The organism is Streptomyces sp. NPDC008092, from assembly GCF_042957285.1.
Classification (GTDB): Bacteria; Actinomycetota; Actinomycetes; order Streptomycetales; family Streptomycetaceae; genus Streptomyces.
Map to the genome: position 1 here is coordinate 236,314 of NZ_JBIBHY010000014.1, position 13,152 is coordinate 249,465.

General features: G+C 75.0%; 8 protein-coding genes. 4 read left to right on the forward strand and 4 right to left on the reverse strand.

Annotated features, from left to right (window positions below; genetic code table 11):
- Window positions 1–176: 176 nt before the first annotated feature.
- Together ACFZB3_RS37865 and ACFZB3_RS37870 are read right to left on the reverse strand one after the other, a co-directional pair.
- On the reverse strand, window positions 177–635 hold the full coding sequence (locus ACFZB3_RS37865; RefSeq protein WP_391384423.1) for a 2Fe-2S iron-sulfur cluster-binding protein: 459 nt from the start codon (window positions 633–635) through the stop codon (window positions 177–179).
- 32 nt (window positions 636–667) lie between these two features.
- Window positions 668–2,722, reverse strand: coding sequence for a molybdopterin cofactor-binding domain-containing protein (locus ACFZB3_RS37870; RefSeq protein ID WP_391384628.1), 2,055 nt, complete (start codon window positions 2,720–2,722; stop codon window positions 668–670).
- 193 nt (window positions 2,723–2,915) lie between these two features.
- Here ACFZB3_RS37870 and ACFZB3_RS37875 point away from each other — a divergent pair, with 193 nt between their 5' ends.
- Window positions 2,916–3,935 (forward strand): helix-turn-helix domain-containing protein, encoded by a 1,020-nt coding sequence (locus ACFZB3_RS37875; RefSeq protein ID WP_391384426.1) that lies wholly within the window; start codon window positions 2,916–2,918, stop codon window positions 3,933–3,935.
- On the opposite strand, the gene ACFZB3_RS37880 is transcribed toward ACFZB3_RS37875, so the two are convergent.
- On the reverse strand, window positions 3,929–8,038 hold the full coding sequence (locus ACFZB3_RS37880; protein WP_391384631.1) for a molybdopterin-dependent oxidoreductase: 4,110 nt from the start codon (window positions 8,036–8,038) through the stop codon (window positions 3,929–3,931). The two genes, ACFZB3_RS37875 and ACFZB3_RS37880, sit on opposite strands and share 7 nt — an antisense overlap.
- A 293-nt stretch (window positions 8,039–8,331) precedes the next feature.
- Here ACFZB3_RS37880 and ACFZB3_RS37885 point away from each other — a divergent pair, with 293 nt between their 5' ends.
- The 3 genes from ACFZB3_RS37885 (at window position 8,332) to ACFZB3_RS37895 (ending at window position 12,119) form a co-directional block, all read left to right on the forward strand.
- Window positions 8,332–10,113, forward strand: a complete 1,782-nt coding sequence (locus tag ACFZB3_RS37885; RefSeq protein ID WP_391384429.1) for a SpoIIE family protein phosphatase — start codon at window positions 8,332–8,334, stop codon at window positions 10,111–10,113.
- Window positions 10,114–10,224: 111 nt separating this feature from the next.
- Window positions 10,225–11,169: a polyprenyl synthetase family protein gene (locus ACFZB3_RS37890; RefSeq protein WP_391384432.1), complete on the forward strand. Its 945-nt coding sequence runs from the start codon at window positions 10,225–10,227 to the stop codon at window positions 11,167–11,169.
- Window positions 11,166–12,119 (forward strand): UbiA family prenyltransferase, encoded by a 954-nt coding sequence (locus ACFZB3_RS37895; protein WP_391384435.1) that lies wholly within the window; start codon window positions 11,166–11,168, stop codon window positions 12,117–12,119. Before ACFZB3_RS37890 ends, ACFZB3_RS37895 begins: the two co-directional genes overlap by 4 nt.
- A gap of 3 nt (window positions 12,120–12,122) precedes the next feature.
- On the opposite strand, the gene ACFZB3_RS37900 is transcribed toward ACFZB3_RS37895, so the two are convergent.
- Window positions 12,123–13,148 carry an alcohol dehydrogenase catalytic domain-containing protein gene (locus ACFZB3_RS37900; protein ID WP_391384438.1) on the reverse strand — a complete coding sequence of 342 codons (1,026 nt, stop codon included), beginning with the start codon at window positions 13,146–13,148 and terminating at the stop codon, window positions 12,123–12,125.
- Between the last annotated feature and the right edge of the window lie 4 nt (window positions 13,149–13,152).

Here is a 13,152-nt window from a genome sequence, read left to right on the forward strand (position 1 = left end):
GCGCGGCCAACTGTAGTGCGCACCGAGCTCGACGGTGACTTCGGTACGAAACCGACCGATTTTTTGCGATCCTGACCGATCGGGCGAGGGCGGTCGCGGGGGGCGTCGGCCGACCGTCCATGCCCGGGTGCCTTCGGTCGCCGTCCGCGCGTCGGGAGGAGGAACGGGTCCGGGGCTCAACCCCCGTTCGCCGCCGCCTTCTTGATCGCCTCCCTGATCCTGGAGTAGGTGCCGCAGCGGCAGACGTTCTCGATGGCGTCGATGTCGGCGTCCGTCGGGTGCGGGGTGCGTTTCAGGAGGGCGGCGGCCGCCATGATCTGGCCGGGCTGGCAGAAGCCGCACTGGGCCACGTCGCAGTCCAGCCAGGCCTGTTGGACGGGGTGCAGGGTGTCGCCGTCGGCAAGGCCCTCGATGGTGGTGACCGTGCGGTCCGCGCAGTCGGCGACCGGGACCGTGCACGGCTGGATCTCCGCCCCGTCCAGGTGGCTGGTGCAGGCGCGGCAGACGCCCACCCCGCAGCCGTACTTGGGGCCGGTGACGCCGAGCAGGTCGCGCAGGACCCACAGGAGGGACATGTCGGCGGGGGCCTCGACCGTCACCTGCTTGCCGTTGAGGACGAAGGAATACGAACGCATCGGTGCCTTCCGGGAGTCGGGGGTGCGCTGGGTCAGAAGTCGAGAGGGAAGCTGCGGGGCTTGCGGCCGGTGGCGCGGGCGTAGGCGTTGGCGACCGCGCCCGCCGCCGCGGGGACGCCGAGTTCGCCGGCGCCGCCCGGTTCCCCGCCGGACGGGATGATGTGCGCCTCGAACTCCAGCGGGGCGTGCCGCTGGCGGGCGTAGTGGAAGTCGGCGAAGCTGCCCTCGCGGACCGCGCCCCGGTCGATGTGCAGCCCGGCGCGCAGCACGGTGGAGATGCCGTCGACGGCGGTGCCCATGAGCTGCGCCTGGAGGCCGCGCGGGTTGACGGCCGTACCGACGTCGGCGGCCATCACCACCTTGGTGACCCGGGGGTTCTTCGGGTCGGTGGCGTCGATCTCGGCCAGGCAGGCGACGGCGGACCCGTACTCCTCGTGGACGGCGACGCCCTGGGCGGTGCCCGCGGGCATCCGGCGCCCCCAGTGCCCGGCGGCGGCCGCCTTGGCGAGGACGGCCTTCACTGCCTTGCTGCGCAGGGTGGTGCGGCGGAAGGCGACCGGGTCCCGGCCCAGTGCGCGGGCGACGTCGTCGACGACGATCTCCTCCGCCGTGCGCATGGTCCCGGAGTCCACCGAGCGCCAGGCGCCGAGCGGTACCGGCAGTTCGATGCCGCCCGAATCGCCGCCCACCCGGCCGAAGTTGTAGAGCCCGCTGTCGCTGGGCAGCGGCCGTACCGCACCGGACTTGGCGGTCAGACCCTGTTCGTCGGAGGACTCCCCCACCGAGGCCGACATGTGCTGGAAGGCCACCACCCGGCCGCCGGCGACACTGGCCCGGATCCGGTGGTGGTCGGCGGGGCGCATCCTGCCGTGCCGGATGTCGTCGTTGCGGCTCCACATCAGCTTCACCGGCCGCCGGGCCGCCTTGGAGACCAGGGCCGCCTCGATCGCCTGGTCGAAGTTGAGCCGCCGCCCGAACGAGCCGCCGCCGCGCAGCACATGGACCCGTACGGCGGTCTTCGACAGCCCCAGCAGGTCGGCGACCGCCTCGCGGGCGTCCATCGGCGTCTGGGTGGCGAACCACAGCTCGGCCCGGTCGGCGCGGACGTCGGCGACGGCCGTGAGCACCTCCATCGGGGCGTGGCTGACGAACGCGAACGCGAACTCGCCCTCGATCTGGGTCGTTCCGTGCGGCGGGGTGCCGAGCCGGGGCACCGCGGCCCGCAGCCGGGCCCGGATCTGCTGGTCGGACAGGGGCACCAGCGGGCCGTCGGCCCAGGTGATCCGGAGCGCGTCCCGGGCCTGGAAGGCGTGGTGGAAGGTGTCCGCCACCACGGCGACCCCGCCGGGGATCTTCACCACCTCGTGGATGCCGGGCAGGGCGCGGGCCGCCGCGTCGTCGAGGGAGACGAGCCTGCCCCGCAGGGTCGGCGGCCGGGCCACCACGGTCGGCTTCGCGCCCGCCACCGCCAGGTCACCGGCGTACTTCGCGGCGCCGGTGACGATGTCCCGCGCGTCGATCCTGGTCGTCGGCTTCCCGATCACCCGGTGCCGGGAGGCCGGCTTGGGCTTGCTCGACACGTCCGGGGTACGGATCCGGGCCGCGCTCGCGGTGAGGGAGCCGAAGGTGGCCGTCCGGCCGTCGGGCGCCACGACCATGGTGTGCCAGGTACGCAGGGTGCGCGCGGGAAGCCGCCAGCGGCGGGCGGCCGCGGTCACCAGCCGGGCGCGCGCGGTGGCGGCCAGCTGCCGGGCCGGGCCGTACAGCGAACTGACCGAACTGGAGCCGCCGGTGTACTGGTTGCCCTTGCTGCGGGCGTCGGCGAGCGGGATCCGGACGTCGGCGAGGCGGGCGTCCAGTTCCTCGGCGATCATCATGGCGACGGCGGTGGTGATGCCCTGGCCGACCTCGACCCGGGGCAGCCGTACGACGACCTCGTTGGCGGCGGTGACCTCCAGGACGAGCATCTCGTCGTCGGTGCCGGTGACCAGGACGTCGGACGCCGGGGTGGCGCCGTCGGCCCGTGGGGTGTCGCAGCCGAGCGGGGCGGCGACCGTGAGGGTGGCCGCGGCCACCGTGTAGACCATGAAGCCGCGGCGGGACGGTCCGGCGGCGGCCCGCGGGGGCTCGTTGCGGTCCAAGCGGGGCTCCTGTCGGTCGGTTCCTGTGCCGGCGCTGTACGCCGCCGGGTCTCGACAGTAGGAGGGGCGGGCGCCCGCGTCGGTTGCCTGCCGTGCCGGGCTCTCCTCCCCGTACCGCCGGATGGCGCATCATGGCCGTATGAAAGAGCTGGCGGGGCGGCTGGCCGCGGTGGACCCGGATGCCGGGGCCGCCGTCGCGGTCATCGCCTACTTCGACCGGCTGGCCGAGACCCGGGCCGGTCTGGAGGCGCTGGTGCGCGGGGCCGCCGTGCTCGCCGGGTGTCCGGCCCGGCTGGCCGACGAGGAGCGGCGGGTCCAGGTGCGGGTGGAGCCGGACGGCCGGCGGACGGACCTGGTGGGCGCGCCCGAGCCGGGCTGGCCGTCCACGCCGCTGGTGCCGGACGGGCCGCCGGCGCTGTGGCTGGAGCGGGCCGGCGCAGACGGTCCGAGCGTCGTGGACGCGGTGATCCTGGAACGGGCCTCGGCGGCCGTGCGATCCGTGCTCGACCGCACCCGGGGGCGGGCCCCGGGGCCGCCGGTGGACGACCCCGCGCTGGTCGAGACGGTCCTGGACGCCGGCGCCCCGCTGCCGGCCCGGCTGCACGCGGCCCGCAGGCTCGGTCTGGACACCGCCGGCCCGGCGGCCCGGTACCGGGCGGTGGCGGTGGCCGACGGGCCGCCCCGGATCGTGGCCGACGGCCGGCCGCCGGTGCTGCCGCCGGCCGGGCGCGCGGGGGTGGGAACGGCCGTGGCCGTCGCGGACCTCCCCGAATCCTGGGCGGCGGCCCGTACCGCGCTGCGGTTCACCTCCGACGGCGGCGCGCAGGACCCCGGCGGGCCGCCCGTCGCGCACGCCGACGAGCTGGGCGGGGTCGCGCTGCTCGCCGGTCTCGTCGTACCCGGTGCCGAACCGGCACCGGACGTCCGTGCCGTGCGGGCCGCCGCGGCGGACGCGCCCTGGATGCTGCGCACGCTGCACGCGGTCGCGTCGACGGCGAGCCTGCGGGCGGCGGCCGCCGACATCAACGTCCATCACTCCACGCTCCAGGACCGGTTGACGCACGCCGAGCATCTGCTGGGCTGGTCGGTGCGCACCCCGCAGGGCCGGTTCCGGCTGCAACTCGCCCTCACCATGCACCACCTGATGGAGAGTCAGTAGACGTCCCGGAGGTAACGCCGGTCGGCGGCGAGCTGCTTGACGTACGCCGTGGCCTCGTCCGCGGTCAGTCCGCCGTGCACGGTGGCGATGTCCTTCAGCGCCCGGTCGACGTCCTTGGCCATCCGGGAGGCGTCGCCGCAGACGTAGAAGTGGGCGCCGTCCTGGAGCCAGGACCACAGCAACGGGCCGTGTTCGCGCATCCGGTCCTGGACGTAGACCTTGGCGCGCTGGTCACGGGAGAAGGCGGTGTCGAGGCGGCTCAGGGTGCCCTCGGCCAGCAGGGCGGTGAGCTCCTGCTCGTAGTAGAAGTCGGTGGCCCGGTGCTGTTCGCCGAAGAAGAGCCAGTTGGGGCCGCGGTGGCCGCGCGCCCGGCGCTCCTCCAGGAAGCCGACGAACGGCGCCACACCGGTGCCGGGGCCGACCATGACCATGGGGGTCGCCGGGTCGGCGGGCGGCCGGAAGTACGGGGAGCGCTGGACGTGCACCGGGACCGGCGTGCCGGGTCCGGCGTCGGCGAGGAACGGCGAGCAGACGCCCTGCCGGGGCGTGCCGCGCAGGTTCTCGTAGCGGACGACGGAGACGGTGAGCGAGACCTGGTGGGGGTCGGTGAGCGGGCTGGACGAGATGGAGTACAGGCGCGGCTGGAGCCTGCCGAGGACGCCCGCCCACTCCTGGGCGCCGGCCCGGAGCCCGAACTCGGCGACGACGTCGACCGCCTGCCGGCCCCAGGACCACCTGGCCAGCTCGTCCTTGTTGTCGGGGCGCAGCAGCTTGCGCAACTCGCGGGGGTCCCGGGCGCGTTCGGCGGCGAAGCGGAGCAGGTCCGGGGTGACGCGGGTGATGTCCAGATGGCGGGAGAGGGCTTCGGCGAGGGGCACTTCGCCGACTCCGTCGACGGCGACGCCGGTTGCGGCGTCGAGGCCGGTGACGTCCAGCCATTCCGTGACCAGGGCGCGGGAGTTGAGGGGGCGGACGCCGAGCGCGTCGCCCGCCTCGTAGACCAGCGGGGTCTCGCTGTCGCGGGTGTCGAAGGTGAAGCGGCGGACCTCCTTGCCGGCGCCGGGCAGGCTGAGCGACCGGTTGCCGACGAGACGGGCGGTGGCGGGGGAAGGGCGAGCGGTGGCCTGGGCGGAGCGAGCGGTGGCCGGGGCGGGGCTCCGGGGGTCGGCGGGCGCGGGGTCCGGTGCCGCGGAGCCGTCGTCGAGCGCGGTCAGCACCTGGTCCAGCCAGGCCGCCGCCCGGGTCTCGTAGTCCGGTTCGCAGTCGGTGCGCGGCGCGATCCGGACCGCGCCGAGCTCGTCCATCCGGCTGTCCAGGCGCCGCCCGTGCCCGCAGAAGTCGTCGTAGCTGGAGTCGCCGAACGCCAGCACGGCGTACCGGCGGCCGTCGAGGCGCCCCGCGTCGAGGGCGGCGAGGCCGTCCCAGAAACCGGCGCCGTTGTCGGGGGCGTCGCCGTCGCCGAAGGTGCTGGTGATCAGGAGCAGGTCGGCGCCCGCGGGCAGGGCGGCCGGGTCGGCCTGGTCCATGGCGACGAGGGAGGCCGCGTGGCCGCCCGCGGTGAGGCGCTCGGCGGTGGTGGCGGCGAAGTCCTCGGCGTTGCCGGTCTGCGAGGCCCAGAGGACCACCACCTGGCGGGCGGGCGTGGGCGGCGGCGCCGGGGACGCGGCGGACCGGGAGTACATGCCGGCGAGGGTGCCGTTGACCCACAGGGCGTGCTCGGGGCTGAACGGCGCGTCCGGCGGCAGCACCGGGACGCCCGGGGCACCGACCGGGATGCCGGCCAGGAAGCCGACCAGGTACTGCCGTTCGGGTGCGGTGAGGACCGGCGGCGGGGCGGGGTCGAGGCCGAACACGGCGGCGGCGGAGACGGAGACCGCACCGGCGGCGGAGGCGGCCCCCGGCGCGACGGCGGCCGCACCGGCCCCACCGGTGGCGGTGGCGGCATCGGGTACCGCGATGGCGGCACCGGACACGAGAGCGGCGGCCGGGGTCTCCTCCGCACCGGGCACCTGCACGCTCACCGGTGTCGAAACCCTGGTCAGCGACACCGCGCACACCTTCAGCTCGGGCTGGAACGACAGGGGGTCGACCGCGTCGCTGGTCACCGCGTTGACGCTGAGGTACTCGCCGAAGCGGTCGTTCCAGTGGAACGGCGCGAAGCAGGACCCCGGCAGCACCCGGTCCGTGACGACCGCCGGCAGCACCGCCCGGCCGCGTCGTGAGGCGACCTCCACGGAGTCGCCGTCGGCGATCCCGAGTGCGGCCGCGTCCTCGGGGTGGACCTCGACGAACGGGCCGGGGTTGAGCTTGTTCAGCTTGGCGACCTTCGCCGTCTTGGTCAGGGTGTGCCACTGGTGCTGGAGGCGGCCGGTGTTCAGGACGAACGGGTAGTCGGCGTCCGGCATCTCCTCGGGATCGAGGTGCGGCCGGGCGTGGAAGACGGCGCGTCCGGAGGCGGTGGCGAAGGTGAGGGAACCGTCGGGGGCGAGGTACCGGACGGGGTTGCGGTCGGGGCCGTCGGCGGTGGCGGCCGGCCACTGGACGGGGGCGGTGCGCAGCCGGTCGTAGCTGACGCCCCGCAGGTCGTAGCCGGTCTGCGGGTTGTGGAAGGCCTTGATCTCCTCGAAGATCTCCTCCGCGCTGTCGTAGCGGAAGCCGTCCTCGTACCCCATCGCGCGGGCCACGCCGGCGATCAGCCGCCAGTCGGCGGTGGCCTCGCCGGGCGGGTCGGCGGCGGGACGGGCGAGGGTGAGGTTGCGCTCGCTGTTGACGAGGACGCCCTCGGTCTCGGTCCACAGTGCGGCGGGCAGGACGACGTCGGCGTAGGCGTTGGTCTCCGTGTCGGTGAAGACGTCCTGCGTGACGACGAACTCGGCGGCCTCCAGGCCCTCTATGACGGTCCGGCGGTTGGCTACGGAGGCGACCGGGTTGGTGCAGATGATCCAGCAGGCCCTGATCTCGCCGTCGGCCATCTTCCGGAACATCTCGACGGTGCCCTTGCCGACGCCGTCGGCGCGGATCGAACCCGGCGCCAGCCCCCACCGCTCCTCGACGAACGCGCGGTCGGCGTCGACGAGGACCGACCGCTGGCCGGGCAGCCCCGGTCCCATGTACCCCATCTCCCGGCCGCCCATGGCGTTGGGCTGGCCGGTGAGGGAGAGCGGGCCGCTGCCCGGGCGGCAGATCTTTCCGGTGGCGAGGTGCAGGTTGACCAGCGCGTTGGTGTTCCAGGTGCCGTGCGTGGACTGGTTGAGGCCCATGGTCCAGCAACTGGTCCACTCCCCCGCCTCACCGATCAGCCGGGCCGCCGCGCGCAGGTCGGCCTCCGGGATCCCGGTGATGCCGGCGACGGCGGCGGGCGGGTAGCCGGCGAGGAACTCCGGCATCGCCTCCCAGCCCTCGGTGTACGCGGCGATGAAGCCGGGGTCGGTGTGCCCGTTCTCGTGCAGCAGGTGGAGCAGGCCGTTGAGGAGGGCAAGGTCGGTACCGGGTTTGACCTGGAGGAAGAGGTCGGCCTTCGCGGCGGTGGCGGTGCGGCGCGGGTCGACGACGATCAGCTTGGCGCCGGCCTTGACCCGGTCCATCAGGCGCAGGAAGAGGATGGGGTGGCAGTCGGCCATGTTGGCGCCGATGACCAGGAAGACATCCGCCTTGTCGAGGTCCTGGTACGAGCCGGGCGGGCCGTCGGCGCCGAGGGAGAGCTTGTAGCCGGTGCCGGCGCTGGCCATGCAGAGCCGGGAGTTGGACTCGATGTTGTTGGTGCGCAGCCAGCCCTTGGTGAGCTTGTTGGCGAGGTACTGGGCCTCCAGGCTCATCTGGCCGGAGACGTAGAGGGCGACCGCGTCCGGGCCGTGTTCGTCGACGATCGCGCGCAGCCGCCGCGCGGTCTCGGCGACCGCCGCGTCCACGGCCGACGGCACCGCCTCCGCGCCCCGCTCGGGCCGCAGCAGGGCGGTGGTCAGGCGGCCGGGCGCGGCCAGCATGTCGGCGGTGGTGGCGCCCTTCGTGCACAGCCGGCCGAAGTTCGCCGGGTGCTCCTTGTCGCCGGAGGCCTTCAGGACGGTACGGCGGCCGTCCGGGCCCCTGCCGACGTCCAGGACCATGCCGCAGCCGACCCCGCAGTACGAGCAGACGGTCCGCACCCTGCCGGTGTCGGTGCTGCGCGAGTCCGGCGCGGCCACGGGCGCCCCCTGTTCCTGCTGGTCGGCTTCTTCCATCCGGCCCCGACGGTAGGTACGTCTGATTACACCGGCGTCACCGCTCCTGATCAACGAGGGTTAAGGCCGCCGCACAGCCGCGCTCCGGGCGATGTGAGCGCAAGCGCCCGGGATGCGCCGTGGCGGCACCTGGTGCACGATGAGGGCGGCCGAGGGAGGGGGCAGGCGAGGAGGACCGGGTGGACAGGGACACCTCCTCAGGACGAGCGGCCGCACCGGCGCCGCCGACCGCACGGGACACCCCCAGGACGCCGGTCGCGCCCGTCGCACGGGGCACACCGGCCTGGGCCGCCGCGGACCCGCCCCCGGCCGGCATCGGCTACATCGACATGCTGCGCGGCATCGTCGAGGACGCGGCCGTGGGTTTCGCCGTCCTCGGCACCGATCTGCGCTACCTCTACGTCAATCCGCACATGGCCCGGATGACGGGCCTGCCCGCCGCCGCCTACCTGGGCCGCACCCAGCACGAGGTGCTGCCGCACATCCAGCGGCCCGACCAGGTGCTGCTGGACGTCATCCACGACGGACGGCCGCGCGAGGCCATCGTCACCGGCCGCACCTGGGTGGACTCGCCGTACCAGGTCCGGGAGTGGCGGTGCGTGTACCACCGGCTCGTGGACAGCACCGGCAAGGTCGTGGGCGTCGCCGCGGTGGGTCTGGAGATCAGCGAGCCGCAGCAGTACGTGTACGAGCTGGAGCGCGCCCACCGGCGGCTGGCGCTGCTGGACTCGGCCGCGTCCCGGATCGGCACCGGCACCGACGTCGCCGGGACCTGCCGGGAGCTGGCGGAGTTCGTGGTACCGGAGCTGGCGGACGCGGCCGGGGTGGAGCTCAGTCCGCCGGACACCGCGTCGGCGCGGCGGGCACCGACCCGGCTGGCGGCGTACGCGACGCGTCCGGGGCTGGTCACCGGTCTCGCGGCCCTCGACGCGCGCGGCGACCTGGTCGGCTGGCCGCGTGGCACCGGGACCCGGCGGAACCTGGCGGCCGGCCGGATCTGGCGCCGCAACGCGATCTCCGCGGCGCAGTGGCGGTCGCTGATCCCGCGCTGGGCGCCCGCCCAGGCGTGCCTGACCGCCCGGGTGCACTCGGTGCTCCTCGCCCCCCTCGTCTCGGAGGGCCGGGTGCTCGGCATCCTGATGCTGGCCCGGGCCGGGGACTCCGGGCCGTTCTCGAACGAGGACGCCACGGTGGCCCGCGAGCTGGCCGCCCGCGCCGCCCGGGCCCTGGACCGCGCGGTGCGCTTCGAACGCGAGCACACCATGGCCCTGGAGCTGCAGCGGGCCCTGCTGGCGGAGCCCGGCCAGCTGCAGCAGCACGGCGGTGTGGAGACCACCGCCCGCTACCGTCCCGCCGACGACGGCTCGATGATCGGCGGCGACTGGTACGACGTCCTGGCGCTGCCCGACGGCCGCACGATGCTGGTCATCGGGGACGTGATGGGCCACGGGGTGGACGCGGCGGTGGCGATGAGCCACTACCGTTCGACACTGCGCGCCCTGGCCCTCGCCGGGCTCTCGCCGCGCCGCATCCTGCAGCACGCGGACCGCATGGTCGCGGACTCCGGCTTCGAGCGGGTGGCCACCTGCTTCCTCGCGCTCGGCGACGTGGACGTCGCCACCCTCACCTACGCCAGCGCCGGCCACCTGCCGCCGGTCTGGCTCTCCCCGCAGGGCGAGATGCGGCTGGTCCCGGTGCCGGTCGGCCCGCCGCTGGGCAGCGGGCTCGGCCGGTACGAGCAGCGGGTCACCCCGGAACGCGGCGGGGTGCTGCTCCTGTACACGGACGGTCTCGTGGAGCGGCGTGGGGAGGACATCGACCGCGGTCTGGCCCGGCTGACGGGGCTGGCGCTGTGCCCCACCGATCCGCTGGACAAGATCCTCGACACGGTCCTCGCGCGCCTCGCCGCCGGCTCCGAGGACGACATCGCGCTGCTCGCGGCCCGCGCGGTACGCGGCTGAGCGCACGGCCGTACGCCGGGCCGCGCGCCCGCAGTGCCTCCGGCAGCCTTGTGACACCGCCGCGCGTGGCTCGTTCACCGCCAGGGAGACGATCAGCAGTGAGGACCGGGTATGCGGCACGAGGAGAACGGCACGGCGGCCGCCGTGGAGCAGGCGCTGCGGGAGTGGCTGTCCCGGGACGCCGGGGGTCCGCTCACGGAGGTGCACCGCTGGGCGCTCCAACCGCCGGGCAAGCTGCTGCGGCCGGTGCTGCTGCTGGAGTCGGCGGCGGCCGTGGGCGGATCGTACGAGCGGGTCATGCCCGCGGCGGTCGGGGTGGAGCTGGTGCATGTGGCGAGCCTGTTGCACGACGACATCCTCGACGACGACCAGCTGCGCCGGGGCAAGCCGTCGGGGCATGCCAGGTTCGGGCCGGGCGCGGCCGTCCTGGGCGGGGACGCGCTGATGTTCGCGCTGTTCGAGCAGGTGGTGGAGTGCGGTCGGCGCGGGGTGCCGGAGGCGGCCGTGAACCGGGCCGTGGGCATGCTGGCACGGGCCGGCCGGCGGATGGCGCAGGGAGTGGCCCGGGAACTGGACCCGGTCCGGGCGCCGGACGCGGTCGGCGGGTACCTGGAGATGGTCCGGCTGAAGACGGCGGCGCTGCTGGGCGCGTGCTGCGAGGCGGGCGCGGTGCTGGGCGGCGGCTCGCCCGGGCAGGCGCGGGCCCTGGCCGGGTACGGCGAGGCGCTCGGGGTGGCGTTCCAGATCCGCGACGACCTGCTGCCGTACGGCCCGGAGGCCGGGCGGGAGGGCAAGCCCGCCGACAGCGATCTGCGCAACGACCGGCCCAGCCTGCCGCTGCTGCTGGCCGGGCCGGTCTCGAAGGATCCGGAGAAGGTGGAGCGGCTGCTGGTGGAGACGGGCGCGCTGGAGGAGTGCACCCGGCTGGCGCGCGCGTACGTGGAACGGGCTCGCCGGGAGCTGGAGGCGCTGCCGCAGGGCCCGCACCGGGCCGCGCTGTGCCGGACGGCCGAGGCGCTGGCGCCCGAGCCGTGGCGCGCGGGCGGTGCCGGTTGACGACGGCACGGCTGTCCGGCCATCTGGAGACGCTGCGCCCGTACGACCTGGTGGTCACCCCGGTCGTCACCGCGCTCGGCGCCGCGCTGGCCGACCCCGCGCCCGCGGTCGGGCGGCTGCTGGGGGCGGCGGCACTCGGCCTCACGGCGTGTGCCGGGGCGCTCTACACCGCCGACTACCTCACCCGGCACGAGGACGGGCGGACCAAGCCGCACCGCCCCGTCCCCTCCGGACGGCTGCGGGCCGCCACGGCACGCCGGTGCGCCGTCCTGCTGTGGCTGGGCGCGTTCGTGCTGGCCACGCTCGCGAACTGGCGCTGCCTGCTCTTCCTCGGGCTTGCGGTCCTCGCCCAGGACGCCTACGGGCGGCGGCTGAAGAGCCGGGGACTGTGGGGTGACCTGGCCGTCGGGTTCTCGGGGTGGTCGTGCCCGCTGCTCGCCGGTGCCTGCTGCACCGCGACCTGGCCGCCCGCGCAGCTGGCGGTACCGGCGCTGCTGCTGGGCGTGCAGGGCACCTTCGGCAATCTGCTGCTCGCCGTCGACGACCGTCCGCACGACCTGCGGGCCGGCTGCCGCACCCTGCCGGTACGGCACGGTCCATGCCGGGCGCGGACCGTGCTGACCGCGCTGGCGGTGACCGAGTACGCGGCGGCGCTGCTGCTCCCGGGCCGGCTCGGGCAGCGCGCCACCGCGCCGGTGTTCCTGCTGCTGGTCCTGCCGGCCGCGGCCACGGCCGCCGCGGTGCTCGTCACCGTGCGGCGGCGGCCGGACCGGGCCGTGGAGCTGCACATGTACGAGCGGGTGCTGCTGCCCGCGGCCGTGTGGGCGCTGACCGGCCGGACCGCCGTGGCCGTGGCGGTCGCGGCGGTATCGGCCGGGGTGCTGCGCCTGACGTCCCGGCCGATGCTGCGGCCCGAGCCGTACGAGGAGGGCGGCGCGGTGCGCGCGTGACGCTCAGTCGTAGGTGAGGACCATCCGGAACCGCGCGGCCCCGGTGATCATCTTCTGGTAGGCCTCGTCCGCCTGCTCCAGCGGTACGGTCTCGATCGTCGGGCGGATGCCGTGCAGGGCGCTGAACTCCATGGTGTCCTGCACGTCCTGCGCGGTGCCGGACGGGTGGCCGCGGACCTCCCGCGCGGCCGTGAGCAGCTGGAGCGGGCTGATCCCGAGCGGCTCGGGGTCGATGCCGATCACCACCAGCTCGCCCCGGGGTCCCAGCCCGTCCACGGCCGCCGAGATCGCCTGGGAGTTGCCCGCGGTGGCGAGCACGGCCTTGGCACCGCCGAGCGACTGCAGGGCCTCGGCGACCGGGGTGCCGGCCGTGGAGTCGACGTAGTGGTGGGCGCCGAGCTGCTTGGCGAAGTCCGCCTTCTCGGCGCCCCGGGCGATGGCCACCGTCTCGAAGCCCATGGCCACCGCGTACTTCACGCCGAGGTGGCCGAGTCCGCCGAGGCCGACGACGGCGACCAGGTCGCCGGGCTCGGCCGGGCTGCGCCGCAGGCCGTTGAAGGTGGTCACGCCCGCGCAGCCCAGCGGTGCCGCGTCGGCCGAGGTCAGCCCCTCGGGGATGCGGGCCAGGGCGCCGACCGGCGCGATCACCTGCTGGCCGAAGCCGCCGTCGTAGGACCAGCCGGGCACCTTCAGGTTCTCGCAGACGATGAAGTCGCCCTGCCGGCAGGGCTTGCAGTGGCCGCAGCTGCCGCCGAACCAGCCGACTCCCACGCGGTCGCCGATCTGCCAGCCCCAGTCCTCGATGCCCTCGCCGAGTTCCTCGATCCGCCCGGCGATCTCGTGGCCGGGCACCACCGGGAACGTGACACCGGGCAGTGCGGCGGTGACGAAGAAGGTGTCGCTGTGGCAGATGCCGCAGGCCTCCACGGCGATCCGGACATGGCCGGGGCCCGGCCTCGGCACCTCCCGCTCGACGATCTCGAACGGCCCGCCCAGGGCGGTCACCTGCGCGACTCGGTAGGTACTCATGCGT

Coding starts and splice junctions, on each gene's coding strand:
- ACFZB3_RS37880 (WP_391384631.1), bottom strand. CDS start 8,038: ATGGTCCTGGACGTCGGCAGGGGCCCGGACGGCCGCCGTACCGTCCTG.
- ACFZB3_RS37890 (WP_391384432.1), top strand. CDS start 10,225: ATGCGGCACGAGGAGAACGGCACGGCGGCCGCCGTGGAGCAGGCGCTG.
- ACFZB3_RS37870 (WP_391384628.1), bottom strand. CDS start 2,722: ATGGTCTACACGGTGGCCGCGGCCACCCTCACGGTCGCCGCCCCGCTC.
- ACFZB3_RS37900 (WP_391384438.1), bottom strand. CDS start 13,148: ATGAGTACCTACCGAGTCGCGCAGGTGACCGCCCTGGGCGGGCCGTTC.
- ACFZB3_RS37865 (WP_391384423.1), bottom strand. CDS start 635: ATGCGTTCGTATTCCTTCGTCCTCAACGGCAAGCAGGTGACGGTCGAG.
- ACFZB3_RS37875 (WP_391384426.1), top strand. CDS start 2,916: ATGAAAGAGCTGGCGGGGCGGCTGGCCGCGGTGGACCCGGATGCCGGG.